General features: G+C 47.0%; 21 protein-coding genes. 12 read left to right on the forward strand and 9 right to left on the reverse strand.

Translation table 11 applies throughout. From position 1 onward, the window contains the following. The first annotated feature begins 31 nt into the window (after positions 1-31). Both HMPREF3090_RS01585 and HMPREF3090_RS01590 read left to right on the forward strand, forming a co-directional pair. The gene (locus HMPREF3090_RS01585) at positions 32-547 is read left to right on the forward strand and encodes a GNAT family N-acetyltransferase (RefSeq protein WP_067975530.1); all 516 of its coding nucleotides are present in this window, start codon (positions 32-34) and stop codon (positions 545-547) included. A 10-nt stretch (positions 548-557) separates the two neighbouring features. After that, entirely contained in the window at positions 558-1577 is a 1020-nt protein-coding gene (locus tag HMPREF3090_RS01590) for a lipoate--protein ligase (RefSeq protein ID WP_067975534.1), read from the forward strand. A 590-nt stretch (positions 1578-2167) separates the two neighbouring features. Here HMPREF3090_RS01590 and HMPREF3090_RS01595 read toward each other — a convergent pair. Together HMPREF3090_RS01595 and spxA are read right to left on the reverse strand one after the other, a co-directional pair. After that, on the reverse strand, positions 2168-2815 hold the full coding sequence (locus HMPREF3090_RS01595; protein ID WP_067975537.1) for an adaptor protein MecA: 648 nt from the start codon (positions 2813-2815) through the stop codon (positions 2168-2170). A 270-nt stretch (positions 2816-3085) separates the two neighbouring features. After that, positions 3086-3481, reverse strand: coding sequence for a transcriptional regulator SpxA (gene spxA / locus HMPREF3090_RS01600; RefSeq protein WP_067975540.1), 396 nt, complete (start codon positions 3479-3481; stop codon positions 3086-3088). Between the two features lie 449 nt (positions 3482-3930). On the opposite strand from spxA, the gene trpS reads away from it, so the two are divergent. From trpS to pepF, 3 genes are all read left to right on the forward strand, one after another. After that, entirely contained in the window at positions 3931-4923 is a 993-nt protein-coding gene (trpS, locus tag HMPREF3090_RS01605) for a tryptophan--tRNA ligase (RefSeq protein ID WP_067975545.1), read from the forward strand. A 208-nt stretch (positions 4924-5131) separates the two neighbouring features. Next, positions 5132-6151: a competence protein CoiA gene (locus HMPREF3090_RS01610; protein WP_070485772.1), complete on the forward strand. Its 1020-nt coding sequence runs from the start codon at positions 5132-5134 to the stop codon at positions 6149-6151. Positions 6152-6177: 26 nt separating this feature from the next. After that, positions 6178-7974, forward strand: coding sequence for an oligoendopeptidase F (gene pepF / locus HMPREF3090_RS01615; protein ID WP_067975549.1), 1797 nt, complete (start codon positions 6178-6180; stop codon positions 7972-7974). A 61-nt stretch (positions 7975-8035) separates the two neighbouring features. On the opposite strand, the gene HMPREF3090_RS01620 is transcribed toward pepF, so the two are convergent. Together HMPREF3090_RS01620 and HMPREF3090_RS01625 are read right to left on the reverse strand one after the other, a co-directional pair. Continuing rightward, on the reverse strand, positions 8036-8773 hold the full coding sequence (locus HMPREF3090_RS01620; RefSeq protein WP_070485774.1) for a DsbA family protein: 738 nt from the start codon (positions 8771-8773) through the stop codon (positions 8036-8038). Positions 8774-8806: 33 nt separating this feature from the next. Further along, positions 8807-9397: a CYTH domain-containing protein gene (locus HMPREF3090_RS01625; RefSeq protein WP_067975555.1), complete on the reverse strand. Its 591-nt coding sequence runs from the start codon at positions 9395-9397 to the stop codon at positions 8807-8809. Positions 9398-9754: 357 nt separating this feature from the next. On the opposite strand from HMPREF3090_RS01625, the gene HMPREF3090_RS01630 reads away from it, so the two are divergent. The 4 genes from HMPREF3090_RS01630 (at position 9755) to metA (ending at position 14313) form a co-directional block, all read left to right on the forward strand. Further along, complete coding sequence (locus HMPREF3090_RS01630) at positions 9755-10549, forward strand: NAD kinase (RefSeq protein ID WP_067975559.1); 795 nt, start codon at positions 9755-9757, stop codon at positions 10547-10549. 34 nt (positions 10550-10583) lie between these two features. Next, positions 10584-11507 (forward strand): RluA family pseudouridine synthase, encoded by a 924-nt coding sequence (locus HMPREF3090_RS01635; RefSeq protein WP_067975562.1) that lies wholly within the window; start codon positions 10584-10586, stop codon positions 11505-11507. 31 nt (positions 11508-11538) lie between these two features. Further along, positions 11539-12909 carry a magnesium transporter gene (mgtE, locus tag HMPREF3090_RS01640; RefSeq protein ID WP_180754557.1) on the forward strand — a complete coding sequence of 457 codons (1371 nt, stop codon included), beginning with the start codon at positions 11539-11541 and terminating at the stop codon, positions 12907-12909. A gap of 465 nt (positions 12910-13374) precedes the next feature. Next, positions 13375-14313 (forward strand): homoserine O-acetyltransferase MetA, encoded by a 939-nt coding sequence (metA, locus tag HMPREF3090_RS01645; RefSeq protein WP_067975568.1) that lies wholly within the window; start codon positions 13375-13377, stop codon positions 14311-14313. 83 nt (positions 14314-14396) lie between these two features. On the opposite strand, the gene HMPREF3090_RS01650 is transcribed toward metA, so the two are convergent. The 4 genes from HMPREF3090_RS01650 to HMPREF3090_RS01665 all read right to left on the reverse strand — a co-directional run bounded on the left by HMPREF3090_RS01650 (position 14397) and on the right by HMPREF3090_RS01665 (position 19211). Further along, entirely contained in the window at positions 14397-15206 is an 810-nt protein-coding gene (locus HMPREF3090_RS01650) for a pyruvate, water dikinase regulatory protein (RefSeq protein WP_067975571.1), read from the reverse strand. Next, a complete protein-coding gene (locus HMPREF3090_RS01655) occupies positions 15203-15835 on the reverse strand; it encodes a CBS domain-containing protein (protein ID WP_067975573.1) in 633 nt (210 codons plus the stop codon). Before HMPREF3090_RS01655 ends, HMPREF3090_RS01650 begins: the two co-directional genes overlap by 4 nt. Positions 15836-15875: 40 nt before the next feature. After that, the gene (gene ppdK, locus HMPREF3090_RS01660) at positions 15876-18506 is read right to left on the reverse strand and encodes a pyruvate, phosphate dikinase (RefSeq protein WP_067975577.1); all 2631 of its coding nucleotides are present in this window, start codon (positions 18504-18506) and stop codon (positions 15876-15878) included. A gap of 264 nt (positions 18507-18770) precedes the next feature. Beyond that, positions 18771-19211 carry a GNAT family N-acetyltransferase gene (locus HMPREF3090_RS01665; protein ID WP_070485776.1) on the reverse strand — a complete coding sequence of 147 codons (441 nt, stop codon included), beginning with the start codon at positions 19209-19211 and terminating at the stop codon, positions 18771-18773. A gap of 143 nt (positions 19212-19354) precedes the next feature. On the opposite strand from HMPREF3090_RS01665, the gene HMPREF3090_RS01670 reads away from it, so the two are divergent. Beyond that, entirely contained in the window at positions 19355-20929 is a 1575-nt protein-coding gene (locus HMPREF3090_RS01670; RefSeq protein WP_067975583.1) for a peptide chain release factor 3, read from the forward strand. A 73-nt stretch (positions 20930-21002) separates the two neighbouring features. Here HMPREF3090_RS01670 and HMPREF3090_RS01675 read toward each other — a convergent pair whose 3' ends face one another. Further along, a complete protein-coding gene (locus HMPREF3090_RS01675; protein WP_067975587.1) occupies positions 21003-23261 on the reverse strand; it encodes an ATP-dependent Clp protease ATP-binding subunit in 2259 nt (752 codons plus the stop codon). 368 nt (positions 23262-23629) lie between these two features. On the opposite strand from HMPREF3090_RS01675, the gene HMPREF3090_RS01680 reads away from it, so the two are divergent. Both HMPREF3090_RS01680 and HMPREF3090_RS01685 read left to right on the forward strand, forming a co-directional pair. Beyond that, positions 23630-23896 carry a phosphocarrier protein HPr gene (locus HMPREF3090_RS01680; protein ID WP_067975590.1) on the forward strand — a complete coding sequence of 89 codons (267 nt, stop codon included), beginning with the start codon at positions 23630-23632 and terminating at the stop codon, positions 23894-23896. Between the two features lie 415 nt (positions 23897-24311). Further along, positions 24312-24539 carry a YkuJ family protein gene (locus tag HMPREF3090_RS01685; RefSeq protein WP_067975593.1) on the forward strand — a complete coding sequence of 76 codons (228 nt, stop codon included), beginning with the start codon at positions 24312-24314 and terminating at the stop codon, positions 24537-24539. Positions 24540-24565 lie beyond the last annotated feature (26 nt).

Here is a 24565-nt window from a genome sequence, read left to right on the forward strand (position 1 = left end):
GTAAGTATCTTATTAGGAAAGAAGGCCAACTATGGAAAGTGTAGCTTATCGCAAGGCCAGCTTGGCTGATCTCGATCGATTAGAAGATATTTTGAAGGCCAGCATCCAATACTTGGCCGACCAGGGAGTGGACCAGTGGCAGAATGGGGAAGTAACTATTGATCACATTCGCTCAGTGATTGAGGCTGACCAGGCCTATGTCTGCTTAGATGAAGGAAAGAACATTTTGGCCTTTTTCGTGCTAGCTGATGAAGACCCAGCCTATGATGACTTAGCTGAGGGGGCTTGGCAGACAGAGGCCCCTTACTATGCGATCCACCGGGTGATGATCAGCCTTAAGCAAAGAGGCCAGGGGCTCAGCAGGACTGTCTTCACAACGATCAAAAACATTGCTAAAGCAGATGGGAAGCGGTCGCTGCGGGTGGATACCCATCCAGATAATCGGGTCATGCAGCATATCCTTGAACGGGAGGGCTTTAAGCGCACGGGGTCGACTTACTTAGCCAATGGGGGCTTTCGCTGGACCTATGACTATGCATTAATTTAAGGAGGAAACGATGTATTACGTAAAGAATGAATACCAAGGTGAAGAAATCTATGATCCTAGGCTTAATTTAGCCATTGAATATTATTTACTCAATGAGAAACGTTTAGATGAGCCCATTCTTCTTTTTTATATTAATGAGCCTTCTATTATTATTGGTAAAAACCAGAACACCCGGGCCGAAATTAACCAGGACTATGTGCGTGACCATAATATCCATGTCGTCCGCCGCTTTTCAGGTGGGGGAGCGGTCTACCATGACCTAGGAAATATTTCTTTCTGCTTTATCACCGATGATGACGGCAATTCCTTCCGCAATTTCAAGAAGTTTACAGACCCTGTGATTGATGCCTTGCACAAGATGGGGGTTGAGGGCGCAGAGTTACGTGGCCGCAATGACTTGGTGATTGATGGCAAGAAGTTCTCTGGTAATGCCATGTACAGCCACAAGGGCCGGATGACCGCCCACGGGACCCTGATGTTTGATGTGGATATTTCGGTAACAACAGAGGTCTTAAAGCCTAAAAAAGAAAAATTAACGTCTAAGGGCGTTAAATCCGTTCGCAGCCGGGTGACGAACATTAAACCTTTCTTGAACGATGATTATCAAAATATTTCTATCCATGAATTCCGTGAAATTCTCCTGAAATTTATCTTTGATGTGGATAGCTTAGACCAAGTCAAAGAGTACCAATTGACGGATGAAGACTGGGAAGAAATCTTCCGCTTTAGAGACCGTTACACTGGGAATAATGACTGGAATTATGGCAAGGATCCAGACTATGAGCTGATCCGCGAAGGCCGGACGCCAGCTGGCCAAATTGAATTTCAATTCAATATCTCTAAAGGAAAAATTCAAGAAATTTCAATTTATGGGGACTTCTTCGGCTTGGGCGAAATCTCCGATGTAGAAGATGCCCTCAGAGGCTCGGACTATACGGAAGAGGGGCTAAGAGAGACTTTCTCAGCCCTTGATATTAATAAATATTTTGGCAATATCTCCGTCGAAGACTTGATTGACTTGATTTATTAGTTGGTCAGGGAAGTGGCAGGTGTGAGGGACTTTGCCTGTCTTGGTTTGGTTCTCAAATTTCATAAAGAAGGGAAAAGCCCCAAAACGATCCGCTGAGTGATGGTTTTGGGGCCTTTGTTATGCTGTGAGAGGATTTATTTTGTGGGCGATGGGTTGAAGGAGGAGGGTCAGCTAATTGGTCTCCTGAGGGCTCGCCTCGCGATAGTTTATCTAAAGAATATGTATTTTAGTAAAAAAGAAGCTAGCCAGACTGTATTATAGCTGGCTAGCTTCTTGGTCGGGTGCTTATGTGGTCAAAGTCTTATTCCAACTTACTTTAATCATCTAAGCCTAAGCGCCAAGTCTCACACCCTTAATCGGGTTCGGTCTGGCAGCTTTCGTGTCACTTCACAAGTCTCCGCCGCAGTCTTGCAGACTGCTCTGGCGACTTGCTCCAGTGAAGGAAAGCTAAACGCCAAACCTCACACCCTTATAGTCGGGTTCGACTTGGCAGACTTGGAGTGATTTCACAAATAAGAAACGAGCGAATGCTTCGCTCTTATCCTTATTTGCTCCAATCATCCAAGTCTAATCGCCAAGTCTCACACCCTTTATTTAAAGTTATTGGCGATGGTTTGGTTGGCGCGGCCTTCTGCTAGGATTTGGCCGTGTTCTCTTAGAACCGCCTGATTGATGGAAGGAAGTTGTCCGTATTCGAGGGCACAATAGATGGCGTTCTCGATGGTTCCAGGATCATATTCAGTCGGGTTAAAGGTTAAAAGATAATAGAATTGGCCGCCTAGCTGGTAGAGGTCGACTTGGACGTCTCTTAGGGGATAGGCGTGGCTGAAGGCGATGAGGTCATCGAATTTTTGGAAGCCAAGAATGACCTGGTTCCAGTCTTCTTGATCCCAGTCCTTGCTCAAGATGCTATCTTCCTGTTCTAATTTGGCTTCGCCCTCTTCGATGATATCGAGCAATTTCTTATAAGCTCGGCGCTCTTCTTCAGGGGAAGTTTCAGGTCCCGTCTTGCTGATATAGAGATCAATTCCTCCCTTTTTAGGCATCACTTGGAAGGTGAGGGCTTCCGAGTCTTGGAAGCGCCGGGAGGTATCCATTTCTTCCAAGACAGATAGGAAGAAACTTTCGACAGCCTTCTGGTCGCTAATAATATCGGTGAAGGAAATTCCTCGGTCAACGAGGTCTTCTGACGCGATAAAGACACGCATAGTATTTTCATTGATATATTCCATTTCCATTTGGTCTCACCTCAATCTCTTGCTGTTTATTCTAGTCTATCGTAAAAAGCAAGAATAGTAAATTGATTCTGATTGAAAAATGCGAAAAGAAGCAATTTTAAGCTTTTTTGCTTGAATGTCACAAAAATCTTTGCAAGAATAAAAATGTATAGCCTGTAAGTGAGCATCCGCTCCGCTTTTGAATTTGTTTGTAAGGCCTAGTTGTCAATGCTAATTAGTTAGAGAAGTAAATAAAAAAGAGTGCGTAAAACACACTCCTTAGATGAATTATTAGCCCATCTTACGTAAAGCTTCATGCAGTTCAATCTTACGAACTTTGCGAGGTAGGAAGCGACGAATTTCATCTTCGTTGTATCCTACTTGCAGGCGCTTCTCATCCATAATAATTGGACGGCGAAGTAAGCCTGGCGTTGTTTGAATTAAATCAAACAGTTCATTCAAACCGATTTCTTCAAGATTTAGGTCCAATTCTTGGAAAGCCTTAGATCTTGTTGAAATAATTTCTTCAGTCCCATTTTCAGTCATACGTAAAATGTCTTTGATTTCATCTGAACTGAGGGGTTCGGAAAAGATATTGCGCTCTTCATAAGCTATCTCGTTCTCTTCTAGCCAAGCGCGCGCTTTACGGCATGAAGTGCAACTTGGTGACGTGTATAATTTTACCATTTGCATCTCTCCTTAAGAAATGACTAATGCATCATTCAACATACTTATTATAACAATTATTAAAATCCATTTAAAGCTACTTTCGAAAGTAAGAATTTGATTAAATACGAAGAAGGGTTAAAAGCCTGACATGAAGGGCTTTTAAATTGTAAGTAATTTGTAAAGAAATGGATTTATCTACAATAAAGAAAAAATAAAAACATTTTTTGTATTTTTATTTCTTTTTTTATTCACTCGCAATAATTAAAGCTTGAGATCTCGCTCCTTTGAAGGATATATAGTTTTTTTAAATAAAAAAGTGCAACTCACTATTTTACCACAGATCTGATTTAATGCCATTAAAAGCAATTTTTGAATTAAAAGTCGCAGGAAAAAACAGTCTTCTACTGAATTCCTTGAGGGCTAATGCTATAATAAGAAGGTAATTTACTAACTAGGAGGAAGCAGGAATGAAAAAAATTTTTTCAGGGGTTCAACCGAGTGGCATCCCAACCATAGGGAACTATGTGGGCGCGCTCAAGCAATTTGTTGACCTGCAAGATGACCACGATGCCATCTATTGTATTATGAACCAGCATGCCATCACGGTGCCCCAAGATCCAGAAAGCTTAAGAGAGAATACACGGCGTTTAGCGGCTCTCTATCTTGCCTTGGGGGTCGATCCACATCAGTCAACCATCTTCGTACAGGGGGATGTTGCGGCTCATGCTAAGGCAGGCTGGTTGGTCCAATGCCTGATTCCTCTGGGCGAGTTGGAACGGATGACTCAGTTTAAGGATAAGTCAGCCAAGAAACAGTCTGTTATGTCAGGGCTCTTGACCTATCCAACCTTGATGGTGGCAGATATTATCCTCTACCATGCCGACCTAGTGCCTGTGGGGGATGACCAGAAGCAACACATGGAACTGACCCGGAATTTTGTGGACCGCTTTAACAAGCGTTTTGCCAGCAAGGACCAGCCTATCCTAACCAAACCAGAACACTTGACGCCTAAGTCAGGGGGCCGGATTATGAGCTTGCAAGATCCAAGTCAGAAGATGTCCAAGTCAGATGATAATCAGAAGGCCTTTATATCGCTATTGGATGAACCGAAGAAGGCTGCTAAGAAGATCAAGTCTGCCGTGACGGATTCTTCCGGTGTCATTAGCTATGATCCTGAAGAAAAACCAGGGGTATCCAACCTCTTAGACATCTATTCAGCTTTCTCGAATCGGAGCATTGACGACTTAGTCAGCGAGTATGAGGGCTCAGGTTATGGAGCCTTTAAAGGCGACTTGGCTGAAGTGATGGCTGATTTCTTATCACCGATGCAAGCCCGTTATTATGACTTGCTCGAGTCTGATGAACTGGAAGATATCTTGCGCGAAGGGGCTAAGAAGGCTGAAGTTATTGCCAACCAAACCCTGGCTGAGATGGAAGATGCTATGGGGCTGCGTTATTAATGCAAGTTTTATAGTCAAAAAAAAGCAAGTTTCCTATCAAAAAGGGAACTTGCTTTTTTATCTGCTTGTTATTTAAATCGTATGGGTGAGCATGCGTTCCGCTTTTGATCAAAATTAGCTCCTACTAACTTTTTGGCTTCCTATTTTCTAAATAAACTTTCGTGAATTTGGCATGCTTTGGTTTATATATCTATAGGAGGTGCGTGAGATGTTTTTTGCACATATCGAAAAAAATCAATTGATTGCAGCGAGCCAGGTGGGGACTTTGGAGAGCCAGCCGCGCTTTTATTGTCCGACTTGCCACCAGCAAGTAAACTTCTGCCAACCGCGGCGAGGTCGCCCTTACTTCGCCCACCAAGCTAAGCGCTCTACTGGGGGAGGGGAATCTGACCGCCACCGGGCTTCTAAGGAGCAGATGGCAGAGATCCTAAGGGCAGGAGGCTATGAGGTCTTGACGGAACTGCCTATTGACACAATTAAACGACGGGCTGACTTATGCGTAGATAAGCGCTGGGTTTTAGAGATCCAATATGCGCAAATGTCAGCTGAGGAAGCGGGGAAGCGGACCAGTGATTATCATTTGGCAGGATTTAATTTGCTCTGGTTGCTCGGCCACCAGTCACCCCACTTCAAGCTTCGACCAGCTTATTTAAAGCGTTTGTGGCCCTTCCTCAAGCCCTTTGCTCAGCTAGGCCTCTGCCTGCCTTATTGGCACGAGGAAGCGGCTGATGTTCGTCTATATGCTCTTGATTATTATGGGAGGCTCGGGACTGTCTACCGGCTATCGCTCCCGGACTACCTCGCACTCTGTCAGTTGACGGGCTGGGAGGAGGGTTTCAACTTTAGCCAACTGATCCCTAAGCAGGCCATCCATAGTCTGCCTCCCACGTATTACCAAGGTCGCTTACTGGAGATCCTAAGGCGGCCCAGCCAGTCAGAGCGTCGCTTGCTCAATTGCCTCTACCAGGTCGGCCTTTCCCTCATGGATTTGCCCCAGATCTTGGTCTTAGTCACAGACAAATCTTTACTCACTGAAGAGCCCTTTTGGCTAGTTTTAGCCTATACTTACTTGGTTGACCAGGGCTTTTTGACTAGAGATGACTTGGACCAAGTCTTGACTTGGCGACCGCATCCTGTTTTTGAATTAGCATTAAGAGAAGCTTTTTTGAACCATCTCTTCCAAAGCTTGCCTCAGTTTTTGAAGGCGGGTGAGACTATGCTAGAATAGAAAGAGAGAATAAAGGAGGATATCAGATGTCAGAAATTAAAGAAGCCCAAGCTAGAGAGGCTATGGATCCTGCCTACCAGTGGGATCTGAGCTCGATTTATGCCCAAGATGAAGACTTTGAAAAAGATTTAGCTAACTTTAGCCAACATTTAGATCGTCTAGCCCCTTACCAGAGGCAGCTCCATGAGGGGGAGGACCAGGTGATTAGCGCCCTCGAGGTTCTTTTAGAGATTAGCCGGCAACTGGAACGGCTCTATGTCTATGCCCATCTCAAGCACGACCAGGATACGACCAACGCCAAGTATTTGGACTATAACAACAAAGCCAGTGGTCTCTTGACTGAGGTCTCGAGTGCTCTGTCTTGGTTTGAGCCTGAAGTCTTGGCCTTGCCCGATGACAGTTTGGACCGCCTCGCTGAGCGTGAGGACTACGGGCAATTCTTTAAGGAATTGAGAGACCAGAAGGCCCATGTCCTGGACCCTGATTTGGAAAAAGCCTTAGCAGCAGCGGGGGAAATCTTCTCTAGCCCAGGACGAATCTTTAGCATGATTAATAACGCTGATTTAACTTTTGATCCGGTTGAAGCGGCGGATGGTCAGAAAATTTCCTTAACCCATGGGAGTTATGGCCGCTTATTAGAACACTCGGACCGCAACTTGCGCCGCCAGGCCTTCCACAATCTCTACCAGGGCTATGAAGGCTTGATCCATACCCTGGCCGAGAATATGAGTAATAATGTGAAGAGCCACAATTACAAGGCTAAGCTCCGCCACTATGACAGTGCACGGGAAGCAGCCCTGGCCCAAAACCATATTCCTGTGGCTGTCTATGAACGCCTGGTAGAAAAGGTGAATGACCACTTAGGAGACTTCCACGACTACTTAAACTTCCGCAAAGACCAGCTCGGCTTGAAAAAGATGCAGATGTATGATCTCTATACGCCCCTAGCTGGTGAGGCGCCTATCCGCTTTACTTTTGAAGAGGCTAAGGACCTTACCCGCAAGGCCCTAGCCCCCCTTGGCCAAGCTTATTTGGCTGATCTGGAACAGGCCTTTGAGGAAGGCTGGATTGATGTCTATGAGAATATCGGCAAACGGTCAGGGGCTTATTCATCTGGTGCCTATGACACCAAGCCTTATGTCCTCCTCAACTGGCAAGATTCTTTAAACGATGTCTATACCCTGGTCCATGAACTGGGCCACAGTATGCACTCTTACTACACCCGCAAGCACCAGCCTTATGTTTATGGAGATTATTCGATCTTCTTGGCTGAGATTGCTTCGACCACGAATGAAAATCTCTTAACTGAATATCTCTTAGCGACGGTGGAAGATACAGAGACCCGGATCTATATCCTCAACCAATACCTGGATAGCGTGAAGGGGACGCTCTTTAGACAGACCCAGTTCGCAGAATTCGAACAGTGGATGCATGAAGAGGCAGCTGCAGGGCGGAGTTTGACGGCAGAGACCCTCAACCAGGCCTATTTTGAACTCAACCAGCGCTATTACGGATCGGCTGTTGACCCTGAAGATAAGACGATTGCTATGGAATGGGCACGGATTCCGCATTTCTATTACAATTTCTATGTCTACCAGTATGCGACGGGCTTTTCTGCTGCTAATCGTTTGGCTGAACGGATTAGTCGTGGGGAAGAGGGGGCTGTTAGTGCCTACCTAAGCTACTTATCAGCGGGCTCTAGCGATTACCCGATTCAGGTGATGCAGCGCGCTGGTGTGGATATGACCCAGGGGGACTACTTGGATTCTGCCTTTGACCAATTCAAGACCCGCCTCCAAGAACTGAAACAATTAATGGCTTAAAAAAGAGACCCGATCTTGAAGAGCTGGCGAGTTAAGCTGGCTTTTCAAGGGGTCTCCTTTTTTATTTATTGAGTAGGCGCAGGTTGCCGGTGTTAATGGTGGACACTTGGCTTTTGTTGGCCTTGTTATGATAATGGCTGGCTTGGTAATTGAATAAACTGTCTTCTGTTGGATGAATCATTTGGTCGGTGATATAGTCCAGGTTGTCCTTCGTGATATCCTGGTCTAATTTAAGACCGTAGCGAAAATCCAAATTGTCGAAGATGACCAGGCTAGGGTTTGAACGAATCTTCATCTGCTGGGCGATTTTGAGATCTGTATGGTAGGACTTAAGGGCAGAACCCGAATCAATATCTTCCTGCCACATCTCCAGGTCGACGCGAGCTTCTTTGGCGAGTTCAAGCATTCGTTCTTTGGTAAATTCTTCTTCGGCGAGACCAAAGTGCTCCTGCATGGTCATGAGAAATTGCCGGCCAACTTTCTTGCCTTGGAGCAAGGCAGCCTTGTAGCCTACTGCAATCTGGTGCATGTGGCAGTAGAGGCGGTTGCACTCTCCCAGGCTAAGCTTGGTCCAGTTTTTTTGTTTTAAGTATTCGTTGAATAAGCGGAAGTCATTACAGGCAATGAAGCGATAGTACACTCGCTTGTCGGTATGCTCCATAAAGTCTAGAACTTCCTCTTCACAAGAATGGCAATTACTTCCCATTGGATTAACGAATAGGAAGAGCTCGAAGACATGGTCGTGGTCTTCTGCGGTTAGGTCGGTCGTCTGCTTGTGAGAATACTGAAATTGCTTCATAAGGCTGATAACCTCCTTCCAATTGAGCCTATGCTAAAATGTATAATCGGGGACAGTCGCTTGCATACGGGCAACTTTGACGGCAGCAGGTCGCCGTTCAATCTGACGCTCTTCTAAAAAGTTTTGGAAAACTTGCCAGCCTCTTTGGGAATTGTTGACCTCCATCTCAAGTTCATAGTCTTGGTAGTGGTCGAATTGGCAGGCATCGAGGACAAGGAGCTGGCCTTGGTAGGGGAGCTCACGCCTCAAAGTTTTGAACTGCCCAATCATTTCCAAGTTTTGCCAGGCGATACCAGCCTGGGCGAGGACGTGTTTGAGGCTCTCTTTGATGACGGGGCGTCCCTGGGCTAGACTGGCTGTAAGATCTTCTACTGAGAGTCTCTCCGTATATTCCCGCATCTCTTGGTCAGCTTGGCGGACCTTGAGGGTGAGGTGCTGGTAGTTATCCGCTTGGCGAATACGTAAGCCCATTCCTCCGGCTTTGAGTTGCCGGTCAGCCGTGTCATAATACATATTGTGTAAGTGTTTGATCCTTTGCTCGCAATCTTCAAATTCGCTGATAAGCGCCTGGTACTCAGTTGGGGAAAGGATATTCTTATATTCGATTTCGACTTCTTCTTCCATTTGATCGCTCCTTTCCTTCCCTGTTTCAAGGCCATTATAGCAATTCTCAGGGGAGATAGAAACTAATGTGCTTGGCTGAAGTCTCATAAGATTAAATTTAGGATGACCAAAAAATAATCTTTAACCATATGAATTGTAACTGATAAAGAAGGACTAGGCAAGGTTTTGCACTTATTATAATTGGATATAAAGTTTATAGATAAAGGCTATTGCTTAGGGCTGTAGGGGAAAATGGGCTAACAGAAAGCTAGTTTGTCACGGTTTATGTCTTCATGAGAGAGGGATTTTTTATAGCTTATTAAGCTTTTTATGATAAAATAGGGGTGTTTGTTTGAAAAGAAAGGGGGACTGGCTCGCATGAAAGTTGCTATTGTAAATAATCCAAAGACACAGTCCTTGGCAGTAAAAGAAAAAATACTAGAATTGTTTTTAGAGCGGGGGATCTTGCTTGATCAAGACCAACCGGATATTGTGATCAGTATAGGCGGGGATGGCACCTTGCTCCATGCCTTCCATGCCTACCAAGACCAGCTTGACCGGGTGCGTTTTATCGGCTTACATACTGGCCACCTAGGTTTCTATACGGATTGGAAGGACAACCAAGTGGCCGAACTGGTCGACGCCATTAGCCGGGACCAGGGTGAGCATGTCTCCTACCCTCTCTTGGAAGTGCGCCTTGTTCATAGTGATGGGCTGAGCAGCCGACGCTTGGCTCTGAATGAATCGGCTATTCGACGCTATGAGGGGACCATGACTTGCGAAGTTTATATCCGCGATGAGCTCTTTGAAGTCTTTCGAGGGGATGGCCTTTGTGTATCGACTCCCACCGGCTCAACCGGGCTCAATAAGTCCTTAGGGGGAGCCGTGGTCCATCCGCGTTTGCAGACCCTCCAGCTGACAGAGATCGCCTCGCTCAACAACCGGGTCTTCCGTACCTTGAGCTCTTCGATGTTGATTGCACCGGATGAATGGATTGTGCTCCGACCAGGTGATGGGGAGATTTCAGGCGTCTACTTATTTGTTGACCAATACTCAGCCCCTCTTGAGGAGGTTAAGCAGATTGAATTTCGGATTGCCGAAGAGCGGATTCATTTTGCCCGTTACCGTCACTTACACTTTTGGAACCGTGTCAAGACAAGCTTTATTGGTTAGCTCTGCACAGGACACAAGGGAGGAATGAAGCACTGTGTTATCTTTTGAATGGACGGTCCACCAAGACATGTATGTTCGCACATTTTTGCGGGGGAAGGGGATTTCGCGCCGTCTTCTAGCGCGAATTAAATACCATGGTGGGGAGGTCCTCTTGAATGATGAACCTCGCTATGTGGGGACCCAGGCCGTGGTGGGCGATCGGATTAAGGTCTTAATCCCAGATGAAGGGAAGCAGGAGGAGATTGAAGGGTTGCCAGGGCCCTTGGACATTCTCTTTGAGGATGACCATTACCTAGCCGTCAATAAGCCGGCTTATTATACTTCCATTCCTTCTTTCCACAATCCCCAGGGGTCGATGGCGAATATCTTAAAGGCCTATTACCAAGCACAGAATTATGATAACCAGGTCATCCATGTGGTGACGCGCTTGGACCGGGATACTAGCGGCGTGATGCTTTTTGCCAAGCACCAATTTGCCCACTCGCTCCTGGACCAGAGCCTGCGTCAGGGCGGGATTGATAAGCGTTATTGGGCCTTTACTCCTGACCCTCTCCAGCCCAAGGACCAAGGTTTTATTGAAGCAGCAATTGGTCGGAAGCCGGGCTCGATCATTGAGCGCCGGGTTGATCCAGATGGTAAGCCGGCCTTGACGGAATACCAGCTCTTGCGGGAGACGGCAGCTGGTTACCTCTATGGGGTCCGCCTCCATACCGGGCGCACCCATCAGATCCGTGTCCACTTTGCCCATGCAGGGGCGCCTTTGTATGGAGACAGTCTCTATGGAGGAGAGATGGCAGCCGGTCTTGACCGCCAGGCCCTCCACTGCCGGAGCTTATCCTTTGACCATCCCTTGACCGGTGACCACTTGCAGATTATTGCCCCTTTAGCTGATGAATTGTCGGATTGGCAGACGCGCTACTTTGAAGCCCAAGAGAAAGAGTGTGAAAATGGTAGATAAAAAAGAAGTCCAAAACGCTGAAAATCCAGAAATCTATGAAAGCCAACAAATGACTGATGAAGAGGTTTTTGAAGGGGTCATGGCCTGCTTGAGGCGAAATGACCGGGTGGCTTTTCGCGAAGAATTCTTCAAAAACCATACCTTTGTTCAAGCGCAGATTTATTTGAATTTGGAATTTGCTGACCGCCAGCTCGTCCATGAATTCCTAGAACCCCAGGAGCTGGCTGAAATCTATGATATTATCGATGATGAAGATGAAAGCCTGATCTTAGCCTTCCTGAATGAAATGAATGACGAGTATTCGGCAGTGGTCCTGGGCGAGATGTACACCGATAATGCTGCGGATATCTTGAATGACCTGAAACCGGAGAAGATGCGAACCTATCTGCGTTTGATGCCGAAAGCGCGGGCGGATGAACTTAAGGTCCTGATGAATTATGGCGATGAAACGGCCGGGGGGATTATGACCACGGAGTTTGTCTCGATTAAGGCCAACCAAACCATCCGTTCCGCTATGACCCTGCTTCGAGCCAAGGCCGAAAATGCGGAGAGTATCTACTATCTCTATATTGTCGACGATGATAACCGCTTAGTGGGCGTTCTCTCTCTGCGTGATCTCATCCTCAGTGAAGGCCATGTCTTGGTCTCTGATGTCATGTCTAGCCGGGTGATCTCGGTGGATGTCGATGAGGAGCAGAGCCAGGTGGCCCGAACCATTAAGGACTATGATTTCTTCGCCATTCCAGTGGTAGAAGCAACCGGCGAATTGCTGGGGATTATTACTGTTGATGATATCCTTGATGTTATGGATGACGAAGCCATGGCTGATTATTCCGGTCTGGCAGGGGTGGACGTGGATGAGCAGTATGAGAGTCCATCCAAGTCTGCCAAGTCCCGCTTACCCTGGTTGATTACCTTGCTTTGCCTGGGAATGGGGACATCGAGCTTGATTAGCCAATTTGAAGGCATGATTTCAGAAGTCGCTACCCTGTCCCTCTTTATTACCCTGATCACAGGGACGGCTGGGAATGCGGGGACCCAGTCCTTGGCCGTGGCGGTTCGCAAGCTTGCCCTGCCTGATGACCAATCGACCTCGCTTTTTTCGATGATTATGCGAGAAATTGTAACGGGGCTCCTCTGTGGGGCGATTACGGGACTGACCATTATGTTGATCGTTGGTTTCTGGCAGTCTAACTTTGTCTTAGGAGCTGTGGTTGGAATTGCTATGCTCTGTGCCATTACCGTAGCCAACTTAGCGGGGAGCTTGATCCCCATCTTAATGGACCGTTTGGGCTTCGATCCCGCCGTTGCTTCGGGTCCCTTTATTACGACTTTGAGTGACTTGACTTCGGTATTGATTTACTTTACGATCGCAGCGCAGTTCCTGCCTTTGTTGATGTAATTATCGAGCTAGGACCGGAAACTTGACCTTACTTTATAAATAGATTAAAATAGTGATAGTTTAGTGATATCAAGATTAAAGCGAAGAACAGATGAGTAGATGGTGGCGCGGCACAGAGAATCCGGTAAGCTGAGAACGGATGCGTTGAAGCGATTGAATATGGTCTGTGAGCAGGGAAGGATAGAATAAGCCGTATTTAGGCTTGTGAGTCCTTCTGTTTAGTGCCCATTAAAGCACTGCCATAGCTTATGGCGAATGAGGCAGGCTGTCTAAGCCTGTAAACTAAGGTGGTAACACGTTATCAACGTCCTTACAGTGGGGTACTGTAGGGACGTTTTTATTTGATAGGAAGCTCAAAAACTGCTCGACTCTTTAGCCTGGCTAGCTAGTGGTTAAAGAATAATTTTCATATCAATGAGTTGTGAGCAGTAGCGACGTTTCGAATGATATTAGGAGGTTGAGGATATGCCGATTAAAGTTGCGGGTAATTTACCAGCGATTCACCGTTTAGCAGAGGAAAATATTTTTGTTATGAATGATCGACGGGCGGAGATGCAAGACTTCCGTACCCTTGAAATTGTGATTGTGAATCTGATGCCGACTAAGGAAGCAACCGAAGAGCAGCTGCTCCGTCTATTAAGTAACTCGCCCTTGCAGGTCAATATCACTTTTCTTCATACGGCTAGTCACACTTCCAAGCATATTTCGGAAAAGCACTTGCGAACTTTCTATCGGACCTTTGAAGATATTAAGGACCGTTACTTTGATGGGATGATCATCACGGGGGCGCCGGTGGAAACTATGCCCTTTGAAGCTGTTAATTATTGGGAAGAATTAGAAGCGATTATGAATTGGAGCGAGGGCCATGTTTTCTCCACCATGCACATTTGTTGGGGAGCCCAAGCTGCCCTTTATCATCATTATGGGATCAATAAGTTTCCGCTTAAGGATAAGCTCTTTGGTATCTACGAGCAGCGGCTGAATGACCGAGAAAACAGTCTAGGGCGGGGCTTAGATGATGTCTTCCTCATGCCTCATTCCCGGCACACAGAAGTTCGCCGCGAAGATATTGAAGCCCAGGATGAGCTGGAAGTTCTTGCCTATTCGGAGGACGGTAGTGTGAGTGTGGCCTACAGCAAGGACCAGCGTTTCGTCTTTATCTTTGGGCACGTGGAATATGATGCTGAGACCTTGGATAAGGAATACCGCCGCGACCTTGACGCGGGTAAGACCATCCAGATGCCCCGTAATTACTATCCGAACGATGATCCCAAGCAAGCTCCGCCATTGAAGTGGCGGACAGCTGCTAATATGCTCTTTAGCAACTGGCTGAACTATTATGTCTACCAAGATACGCCATTTGTTATTGAACAGATTCCAGAGAAATGGCGGGTTGAAAAATAGGCTCTGCTATATGTCACCGTAATGATAGCAACAAGAAAAGGAAGCCTGGTTGTGGCTTCCTTTTTGTATGTCAATTTTTAGCTTTAAAGCAGTTCGAGTAAGTGTTCGATTTCAGAACCACTTTCTTCAATGGACTTGTATTCAATGGAGATTTCCTGGACACCGAGTTCTTGGTAGATGGACCGGGCATGTTGGAGTTCGTGCTTGATACGGTCTAGCTGGCTATAAGGAGCCTCCCCGGTCAAGCCCAGGTCTTTCAAGCGGTGGGTACGCACATTGAGGATATAGCGCGGGGAAGCAATCAGACCAAAGAGTTTCTTAGGGGGCGCTTGACGGAGGGTTTCCGGGAGCTGGACTTCTGGCATGAGAGGGAAGTTGGCAACCTTCCAGGAATGGTTAGCCAGGTACATGGAAAGGGGCGTTTTACCTGAGCGCGAGACGCCGAGCAGGATAATATCTGCTTCCAGCAGGCTCTTCTGACTGAGCTTGCCGTCGTCATGCTTGATGGCGTATTCCATGGCGGCCATGCGGTTGAAGTAATCTTGATTGACCCGGCGCTGGGCTCCAATTTCTTGGCTCGGCGCTAACTGGGTGGTCTGGCTGACTTGGTCAATCATCTCCTGCATAAAGTTGACATAAGCCAGGCCTTGGTCTTGGGCAAAGTTCCGGGCACAGTGGTCGAGCGTTTGATTCACAAAGGTGGCGGCCAAAAGAGCCTCTTCTTTCTTAGCATCTTCCAGGATGGGGAGGAGGTCTTCTGTCTCCTGGATGAAGGGGTAGCGTTTAATCTGGGGCTTGAGACCGTGCTGGAACTGGGCAAGAACAGCTTGGGCCATGAGGCGGGCGCTTTCGCCAACAGCATCTGATAATATATAGATATTTTTGTGAATCATAAATCTTCCTCGCTAACTAGGGATTGAACAAATAAACGGACAAGATGGGTTTTGGATAGTTTTCCCAAAATTTTAAAGTGTTCCAGGTCTTCGACCACGGGCAAGGAGTCCACCTCGTGTTTAACTAGGATTTTGGCCGCTTCGATGAGGGGGGTGTCCGCACGGGTGACCAGAATATTGGGCATCCGGGTCATAATGACCGCTAGAGCCGTTTGACCTTGGTCGCCTCCTGAAAGGCTGGCCCGCAGGAGGTCCTTGCGCGAGACAATCCCTAAGAGCTCTTGGTCTTCGGGAAGGCTCACATAGAGCGAACCGGAATCATAGAGGAAGAGCAGGGTGATTGCCTCTTGGACGGAACTATCTGGGCTCACTTGGATAGCAGACCCCATCACATCCGCCACTGTCAAGTCAGAAAATTGGTCGGACCAGAGCGGTTCAACATTTTGCCCGGTATAGAAGTAACCAATTTTTGGTTTAGCGTCTAGTATCCCGACCATGGTGAGGACAGCTAGGTCGCTACGCAGGGTAGACTTGGTAAGTTGGAAATGGTCAGCAATGGCATCAGCTGTGATGGGCTGTTTTTTCTTGACAATGCGGATAATTTCCTCTTGGCGTTGGCTAAATTTCATGCATCTTCCTCAATTTCTAATTCTTAGCGACGACAAATGGTTAGGCCCGGTTTAGAAGACTGGCTTGGGCGGCTGCTAATTGGGCAATGGGGAGGCGGAAGGGCGAGCAGGAGATATAGTCGAGTCCAATCGCATCAAAGAAGGCGATCGAAGCAGGGTCTCCGGCTACTTCACCGCACACCCCAATCGGAATATCAGGCTTAGCGGACCGGGCTTTTTGGCAGGCAAGCTTGATCAAGGCGCCCACGCCTTCTTGATCGAGACTTTGGAAAGGATCCTTGGCTAGGGTGCCATCTGCCAGGTATTGGTGGATAAACTTGCCAGCATCGTCCCTGGAATAGCCAAAAGTCATTTGGGTCAGGTCATTAGTCCCAAAGCTCATAAAGTCGGCATCCTGGGCAATTTGGTCAGCCGTTAGACAAGCCCTTGGAATCTCTATCATTGTACCAATTTTATAAGATAAAGTCATCTGGTGTTCAGCTAGATAGCGGTCTGCTGTTTCCTCTAGTCTTTGTTTTAAAAGCTGTAATTCTTTGGCTAGGCTAACCAGGGGAATCATAATTTCCACTTTTAAGTCCTGACCACCGGCTTCTTGGCTGGACCTGGAACCGGCTAGGATAGCGTGAACCTGCATTTCATAAAGTTCGGGATAGGTCATAGCGAGCCGGCAGCCCCGGTGACCCAGCATCGGGTTAACTTCCTTCAATTGTTGGATTCGGTCCTTGAGGGCTTCTTCAGAAAGTTCAAGCGACTGGGCCAGGCTTAGAATTTCTTGTTCATCCTGGGGCAAGAATTCATGGAGGGGAGGGTCAAGTAAGCGGATGACCGTTTTTTGCCCCTGGCTGAGATCAAAGATAGCTTTAAAGTCTGCTTCTTGGTAGCCGGCAATTCTTTCTAGTGCCGCATGGCGGTCGTTGTCATTTGAAGAAAGGATAAAGCGGCGAATTTCTAAGAGGCGTTCAGCCTGGAAGAACATGTGCTCAGTGCGTACGAGACCGATCCCTTGCGCCTTGAAGTCAAAACCTGTTTGGATGTCTTGGGGATTTTCAGCATTCATGCGAACGGCGAGGCGGCTCTCTTCACGGGCCCAGGTCATTAAGGCTTCGAAGTCAGCTCCGGCCTTGCTGGGGCTGCTTGGAACATGGCCCAGGTAGACCTTGCCTGTATTGCCGTCGACGGATATGCTATCACCTTCGTGGAGCAAGCGGTCGCCACAGTGGAGGAGGCCTTGACCTTCATCAACATTCAAGTCATGGCAGCCAGTCACGCAGCACTTGCCCATGCCGCGAGCGACAACCGCTGCGTGGGAGGTCATACCGCCATGGCAGGTGAGGATAGCTTGGGCAGCCGTCATGCCTTCAATATCTTCAGGCGAGGTTTCTTGACGGACGAGGATGCAAGCTTTGCCAGCTTCGGCCCAGTCCTTGGCCTTGTCTGCTGTGAATACAATCGCCCCACTGGCGGCTCCTGGGCTGGCTGCTAGTCCAGCTTCTGATAGGAGTTCTGCCTGGCTTAAGTTTTCTTCTGTAAAGCTAGGGTGGAGCAACTGGTCAAGGCTCTTGGCATCGACTTGTTGGAGGGCCTCGGCCTTGGTGATGAGCCCTTCCTTGACCATGTCTACCGCAATTTTAACCGCAGCCTTGGCGGTCCGCTTCCCATCCCGGGTTTGGAGGAAGTAGAGCTTGCCTTCCTCGATCGTAAATTCGATATCTTGCATATTATGGTAGTGGGCCTCGAGTTTATTCGCTAGGCTTTCAATTTCTTGGTAGATCTGAGGGGCTTGCTGATTGATTTCATCGAGGGCTTGGGGGGTTCGGATACCGGCTACCACGTCTTCTCCCTGAGCATTGACTAGGAATTCACCAAAAAGTTCCTTTTCTCCGCTTGCAGGATGGCGGGTAAAGAGGACACCCGTGCCTGAATGGGGCCCCAGATTACCAAAGACCATTTCTTGGATGTTGACAGCTGTACCCAGGTCATCAGGAATATCGTGGAGCTGGCGGTAGACGCGGGCCCGCTTGTTGTTCCAAGATTTAAAGACCGCCTCTACCGCATCATAGATTTGTTGGTGGACATCTTGGGGGAAGGGGAAGTTCAATTCTTCTTGGTAGATGGTTTTGAAGTCTGCCACTAAGTCTCTTAGAGCCTGGCTGCTGAGCTCGTAATCGGCAGTGACCTTTTCTTTGCGGCGGGCCTGGCTGAGTCGGTCTTCAAATAATTGACTGTCCAAGCCGTAGACCACATCGGCGTACATCTGTAAGAGCCGCCGGTAGCAGTCATAGGCGAAGTGGGGGTTATCCGTCATTTGGGCCAAAGCCTCCACATTCTCGTCGTTTAAGCCCACATTCAGGATGGTATCCATCATCCCTGGCATGGAGATTTTAGCCCCACTGCGGACAGAAACCAGTAAGAGTTGGTCTTTTTGGTTAAATTGCTTGTGGGTTTGTGCTTCCAATTCTTGGATGGCTTTTTGAATATCCGTTTTAAGGTCAGTACTTAGCCCTTGCTTAGGGTCTTTAAGATAGTCGAGACAAGCTTGGGTCGTGATGGTAAAACCTTGGGGAACAGGCAGTCCCAAACGACAGAGTTCGGCTAAGTTAGCTCCCTTGCCGCCCAGTAAATCGCGCATTCCAGCATGACCTTCTGTGAAAGCATAAACATTTTGTGACATAATAGCCTCCTTTGACTGCTAAGTGATACGTCACAAAGATTATATAATGCAACACATATAATTGCAAGCGCTTTTTTGATTGTGAATAGCTACTTAGGGGGCGGAATAGCTTTTTAAATGCAGATCTATGAAGGAAAAATTCTTTTTTCACAAATGTTTTATATGATATTAGAGCTTTTATATGATATGTGATGCATTATAGATGAAAATACATCCTCAAAGAAAAACAGGAAAGCAGTCAGTTTAACTGTTTTCCTGTTTACTCTATTTTTCAGCTAAGGAGAGGCGCATTTGCAGGTGGGGGATGCCAGCTTCTTCAAAGTAGTCGCCTTCCCCTTGGTAGCCGCATAGCTGGTAGAAGTTCTCGCGACCGACCTGGGCATGGAGGATGAGTTCTTTAAAGCCTTGTTCTTGGCTATAAGCTTGGCATTCAGCCATCAGCTCTCGCCCAATCCCATGGTCTCTTTGGACCTTCAAGACAGCGACGCGTTGGACCTTGGCCGTCTCTTGGGAGAGGGGGAGGAGTCGGGCGCAGGCTAAGGGCTCACCAGCTCGATAGGCCACCAGGTGTCTAGCTAGCCTTTCCTTGTCATCGATTTCCAGTGCGGGGTCGATCCCTTGTTCACCGATAAAAACGGCTTTGCGGATAGCCAGGGCATCCTGGTAAGTTTGGGAGTTAAGGTCTTGGGTCCATTTAAATTTCATGCGCATCATTCCTTTTTTTGCTTAATTCTAGCACTAAAGCTGTGGGTAAAGCTAATAAAATATCTAGCGGCTAATATTTTACTTGCTTAGAAGTTATGATAGAATGAGGGGATGTAAAAAACAGTTAGCGTTAAATATAAAGGATGAAGAAGATGAATCTTAAAGAAGAAGTTCAAAAACGGCGCACTTTTGCCATTATTTCCCACCCAGATGCGGGGAAAACAACGATTACTGAGCAGCTCCTACTATTCTCTGGGGCCATCCGCCAAGCCGGGACCGTCAAAGGGAAAAAGACTGGTCAATATGCCAAGTCTGACTGGATGGATATTGAGAAGAAACGGGGAATTTCCGTTACTTCTTCCGTTATGGAGGTCGATTATGACGGTCACCAGGTCAATATTGTAGATACCCCTGGCCACGAGGATTTCTCTGAAGATACTTACCGAACTTTGATGGCTGTGGATGCGGCTGTCATGGTGATCGATTCGGCTAAGGGGATCGAACCCCAGACTAAAAAACTTTTCCAGGTTTGTGCCATGCGGGGCATTCCTATCTTTACTTTTATGAATAAGTTGGACCGCGATGGCCGTGAGCCCATGGACTTGGTGGCCGAATTGGAGGATATCTTAGGGATTGATGCCTATCCAATGAATTGGCCAATCGGCATGGGCAAGAGCCTGGAAGGCATTTATGATATCTATAATCAACGGATCGAGCTCAACCATCCAGAAGCGGAGGATCCTTTCCTCGCCTTGGATGAATCCGGCGACCTCGCCCAAAGTCACCCGATCCAGTCTTCTATTTTCTATGAAGAAGCCTTGGAGAATGTCCAATTGCTCCAGGAAGCTGGCAATGACTTTGACAAGGAAGCCATCCTTAACGGGAAGCTGACTCCTGTCTTCTTTGGCTCTGCCCTGACTGGTTTTGGCGTCCAAACCTTCCTGGATAGCTTTGTTGATTTTGCACCAGCACCGGGTCCAGTGGAAACCCAGGATGGCGAAGTGGTCAGCCCTTTAGATCCAGAGATGTCTGGTTTTATCTTCAAAATCCAAGCTAATATGGATCCCCGGCACCGCGACCGAATTGCCTTTGTTCGGATTTGTTCGGGGAGTTTCGAAGAGGGGATGACGGTCAAATTGGCCCGCAATGATAAGAAGCTGAAACTCAATAATACGACCCGCTTTATGGCCGACAGCCGGGAGAACGCGAGCGAAGCGGTTGCAGGGGACATTATCGGCCTCTATGATACCGGCAATTTCCAGATCGGAGACTCTATTTATGCAGGCAGCCAGAAGGTTCAGTTCAAGCCCCTGCCCCAGTTTACGCCAGAGCTCTTTATGAAGGTGACACCTAAGAATGTGATGAAGCAAAAATCCTTCCACAAGGGAGTAGAGCAGCTGGTCCAAGAAGGGGCCATCCAACTCTATAAGACCTGGTTTACTGAAGAATATATCCTGGGAGCTGTAGGTCACTTGCAGTTTGAAGTCTTCGAAGATCGCTTGAAAAATGAATACAATTCTGAAGTGATTATGTCTTCTATGGGCTCTAAGACCGCGCGCTGGATTGACGAAGACGACCTCGATCCCAATATGTCATCGAGCCGGAACCTGCTCTGCAAGGACCGCTACGGCCAGCCTGTCTTCCTCTTTGAAAATAATTTCGCTGAGCGCTGGTTCCAAGACAAGTATCCGGATGTCGAATTGAAGAGCTTGCTTTAAGAAAAAAACAATATTTATAACAATCAAAAAGTGCAGTCCCGAATTTTCAGGACTGCACTTTTATCTTTTGAAGTTATTCACTTTCTTCGTCATCACTCACACTATCAACATCTGATTCCGAGTCAGACGCATTATTTTCCTTCAGTTCACTGACGGTAATCTTCTTGTCATCATCCAGGTCAAAGCTGATTTCCTTCAACTCTGGGTGCTTGAGATAGGCATCCGCGATTTGGTCTTCGATGTGTTCTTGGAGGACACGGCGGAGGGGCCGGGCGCCTAGTTTAGGATTATAACCCAGTTCCACGAGTTCATCCTTGGCTTCTGGACTCACTTGGACCTGAATGCCTTGACCTTTGAGCAGGTGATTCATTTCTTTGAGCATGAGGTCAATAATGACAATGAGCTCTTCTTTAGTCAATGGTTCAAATTCGACAATGGCGTCGAAGCGGTTAAGGAATTCCGGCTTGAAGTAGTCGTCCAGCTTGTCGAGAACCGTCTTGGTCTTACCTTGCTGGCTGGCGGCGAAACCGACGCTGGATTCGACACCGGCTGATCCCGCATTAGAGGTCATAATGATGATGGTGTCTTTAAAGGAAACCACCCGGCCTTGGGAGTCAGTGAGTCGGCCGTCATCCATGATCTGCAAGAAGAGGTTGAGGACATCGGGGTGGGCCTTTTCAATCTCGTCGAGAAGGATCAGGGAGTAAGGGCGGCGCCGGACTTGTTCGGTTAAACGACCAGCTTCTTCGTAGCCCACATAGCCAGGTGGTGAACCGATCAGCTTGCTGACACTGTGTTTCTCCATGTATTCACTCATATCAAAGCGCACCATGGCATCCTTGCTACCGAAGAGTTCGCGGGCGAGTTGACGGGCAAGTTCTGTCTTACCAACACCAGTCGGCCCAACGAAGAGGAAGCTACCGATAGGACGTTCACCAGCAGTCAAGCCGACCCGGTTGCGGCGGATAGCCCGACTGACAGCTTCAATCGCTTCATCCTGTCCGATGACACGGGACTGCAAGTTTTCCTCTAAGTTGATGAGCTGGTTTTGTTCTTGCTCTTGGAGGTCAGAGACAGGGATGCCGGTCTTTTCTTCCACAATGGATTGAATGTCTTCGACTTCCACCCGGGGGCGTTTTTCAGGGACATCCACATGGTTGTCGCGCATTTCTTGGTATTTGGCTAATTGGTCCCGGTAGTAGGCCGCTTTTTCATAGTCTTCGGCTTCGGTTGCCATTTGCTTCAGGTCATTCAATTGCGTAATTTGCTTGTCCAGCGATTCCAAGTCCACAAAAGGAATGGTAAGATTCTTGCGCGAGCCTGATTCATCTAAGAGGTCGATGGCTTTGTCCGGGAGCTGACGGTCAGTGATGTAGCGGTCAGATAGGCGGACAGTGGCTTCAATGGCCTCTGGGCTGTAGATAACATTGTGGTATTTCTCATACTTATCCGTAATGCCCTGGATAATTTCAAGGGTTTCTTCCACGCTTGGTTCTTCCACATAAACGGGTTGGAGGCGACGGGCGAGGGCCCCATCTTTTTCGATTTGGCGGAATTCATTGAGGGTGGTTGCCCCAACTAATTGGAGCTCACCCCGGGCTAGGGCTGGCTTGAGGATATTTCCTGCGTCCATGGAGCCTTCAGCGCTACCGGCACCGACAATTTCATGAATTTCATCAATGAAAAGGATAATGTCATCATTGGCACTGACTTCTTGGATTAATTGTTGCATTTTTTCCTCGAATTGCCCGCGCACACCGGTTCCTTGGACCAAGGAGGCTACATCTAAGGAAATCACTTCCTTATTTTGAAGTTTTTCAGGGACCTCCTTCGCCACAATTTTTTGGGCGAGGCCTTCAACTACCGCCGTTTTCCCAACACCGGCTTCCCCGATCAGGACGGGATTGTTTTTGTTCCGACGGTTGAGGATTTCGATCACTCGGCGAATTTCATTGTCGCGTCCAATTATGGGATCGAAGTGGTCATTCTGAGCCAGGTTCGTCATATTCGTGCCATAAGTTGACAGCAGGCTCTGTTCATTATTTGTACTTTGCCCTTGACCAGCGGTGAAGTTAGCAAAAGGATTCTCTCCCTGCTTGGAAGAGGCCTGGAAGCCTGCCGGGTTCTGGCGGAGGCTTCTAAAAATACTATCAAGGTCATTCCAAGGGAGGTCTTGGTTTGGGTTATTTTGTTGGTGGTTTTCTTGGGAGCCGCCATCATTGATGACTTCGCGATAACAATGTTGGCAGAGGTTGATGGCTTGGCGCTTGCCGTTAACATTGGCATACATATGGATCGCGGCTTGGCGCTTGCCACAGCGTTGACAAATCATAGGGTCACTCCTTTATCTTTACAAATACTTGGTCAAGTAGTGAGTCAAGATATCTTGACCAATACTGACTATATCTACATTATACATTGACCTTTACTGACTTTCAAGTTTTAAGCCTTAAATTTATCCCAGAAAGTGTACAAATTAGCTGGCAAAAAATAAAGATGTGAATCTGCTAAAAATTTAGGTAAAGACTTGCATAAAAAAACTGATAGCGGTATCATATGATTAAGTAATCTTTACCACAGGGCCTTGTTTCAAGTGCGCAAACGTGGTAAATTATTATTTAGGAGTATGTTCATCTCTCTTGAGTTTGAGTATTCTGCTACGAAGTGAAGTCAATAATATAGATTAAGGAGATATTTATTATGCAAAAAGAAACTTTCAATATTACTGCTGAAACTGGTATCCACGCACGTCCAGCTACTTTATTAGTTCAAACTGCTAGCAAGTTTGAATCTGAAATCAACTTGGAATATAAAGGTAAATCTGTTAACCTTAAATCCATCATGGGCGTTATGTCTTTAGGTGTTGGTAAAGGCGCAGATGTTGAAATTACAGCTGAAGGTAGCGACGAAGAAGAAGCTATCGCAGCTATTAAAGAAACAATGTCAAACGAAGGTTTGTCTGAATAATTGAAAACTTTCACTAACCGGTGCTCGCACCGGTTATTTTTTTTGTTTCTTTATAAAGAGTGAGACTGTTCCAAAAGTCGTTCAGGACTGACTTTTGGAACAGATTTTCGAAACAAGCTCCTTTTTAAGAGGCTGGGGCTTTTGTCCCATCCTCTTCGACTTCACAAACTCTATTCATTCAATTGTCAACTTTTATCGCAAGAGCTTTTTTAATAATTTAGGGATTTTTTCATGCATTGTTCAAGAAGTCTCTGGGAGACTATGCTAGAATAAAGTAAGACGCTAGAGGAATGGATAGCTCTGGCTAAGAAATTTAGAATAATTGTTCACAGGAGCAAGGAATTAGTGTACAATTTTAGCTAAGTTACTTTATATTTAATAGGGTAATTTGGGATATAGTGAAAGGAGTTTTCTTATGAAAACATCACAGTTAAAAGCGATTCTTAACCGTTTAGAAGCGATGACGGCAGATGATTCTGAGATTGAGGTAAGACGTTTCGAATTTGAAGGTCAGGAACGCTGCCAAGTTCGTTACGATCGTGAAACTGAGAGCTTTGAATTGCATGACCATACAATTAATGAAAGCTTCCAATTTGACGATATTGACTTAGTTGCCATTGAAATCTTTGAATTGTTGCAATAGAACGAAATCCGATTATCGGCAGTTAG

The organism is Aerococcus sp. HMSC23C02 (assembly GCF_001806805.1).
Taxonomy (GTDB): Bacteria; Bacillota; Bacilli; order Lactobacillales; family Aerococcaceae; genus Aerococcus; species Aerococcus sanguinicola.

What these genes read in the sequence shown, in the direction of transcription:
- HMPREF3090_RS01610 (WP_070485772.1), top strand. Translation starts at nt 5,132, where the DNA reads ATGTTTTTTGCACATATCGAAAAAAATCAATTGATTGCAGCGAGCCAG.
- HMPREF3090_RS01625 (WP_067975555.1), bottom strand. Translation starts at nt 9,397, where the DNA reads ATGGAAGAAGAAGTCGAAATCGAATATAAGAATATCCTTTCCCCAACT.
- HMPREF3090_RS01665 (WP_070485776.1), bottom strand. Translation starts at nt 19,211, where the DNA reads ATGAAATTTAAATGGACCCAAGACCTTAACTCCCAAACTTACCAGGAT.
- HMPREF3090_RS01630 (WP_067975559.1), top strand. Translation starts at nt 9,755, where the DNA reads ATGAAAGTTGCTATTGTAAATAATCCAAAGACACAGTCCTTGGCAGTA.
- pepF (WP_067975549.1), top strand. Translation starts at nt 6,178, where the DNA reads ATGTCAGAAATTAAAGAAGCCCAAGCTAGAGAGGCTATGGATCCTGCC.
- HMPREF3090_RS01595 (WP_067975537.1), bottom strand. Translation starts at nt 2,815, where the DNA reads ATGGAAATGGAATATATCAATGAAAATACTATGCGTGTCTTTATCGCG.
- HMPREF3090_RS01675 (WP_067975587.1), bottom strand. Translation starts at nt 23,261, where the DNA reads ATGATTTGTCAACGCTGTGGCAAGCGCCAAGCCGCGATCCATATGTAT.
- metA (WP_067975568.1), top strand. Translation starts at nt 13,375, where the DNA reads ATGCCGATTAAAGTTGCGGGTAATTTACCAGCGATTCACCGTTTAGCA.
- HMPREF3090_RS01670 (WP_067975583.1), top strand. Translation starts at nt 19,355, where the DNA reads ATGAAGAAGATGAATCTTAAAGAAGAAGTTCAAAAACGGCGCACTTTT.
- HMPREF3090_RS01650 (WP_067975571.1), bottom strand. Translation starts at nt 15,206, where the DNA reads ATGATTCACAAAAATATCTATATATTATCAGATGCTGTTGGCGAAAGC.
- HMPREF3090_RS01590 (WP_067975534.1), top strand. Translation starts at nt 558, where the DNA reads ATGTATTACGTAAAGAATGAATACCAAGGTGAAGAAATCTATGATCCT.
- HMPREF3090_RS01655 (WP_067975573.1), bottom strand. Translation starts at nt 15,835, where the DNA reads ATGAAATTTAGCCAACGCCAAGAGGAAATTATCCGCATTGTCAAGAAA.
- trpS (WP_067975545.1), top strand. Translation starts at nt 3,931, where the DNA reads ATGAAAAAAATTTTTTCAGGGGTTCAACCGAGTGGCATCCCAACCATA.
- HMPREF3090_RS01620 (WP_070485774.1), bottom strand. Translation starts at nt 8,773, where the DNA reads ATGAAGCAATTTCAGTATTCTCACAAGCAGACGACCGACCTAACCGCA.
- HMPREF3090_RS01585 (WP_067975530.1), top strand. Translation starts at nt 32, where the DNA reads ATGGAAAGTGTAGCTTATCGCAAGGCCAGCTTGGCTGATCTCGATCGA.
- spxA (WP_067975540.1), bottom strand. Translation starts at nt 3,481, where the DNA reads ATGGTAAAATTATACACGTCACCAAGTTGCACTTCATGCCGTAAAGCG.
- HMPREF3090_RS01685 (WP_067975593.1), top strand. Translation starts at nt 24,312, where the DNA reads ATGAAAACATCACAGTTAAAAGCGATTCTTAACCGTTTAGAAGCGATG.
- HMPREF3090_RS01680 (WP_067975590.1), top strand. Translation starts at nt 23,630, where the DNA reads ATGCAAAAAGAAACTTTCAATATTACTGCTGAAACTGGTATCCACGCA.
- ppdK (WP_067975577.1), bottom strand. Translation starts at nt 18,506, where the DNA reads ATGTCACAAAATGTTTATGCTTTCACAGAAGGTCATGCTGGAATGCGC.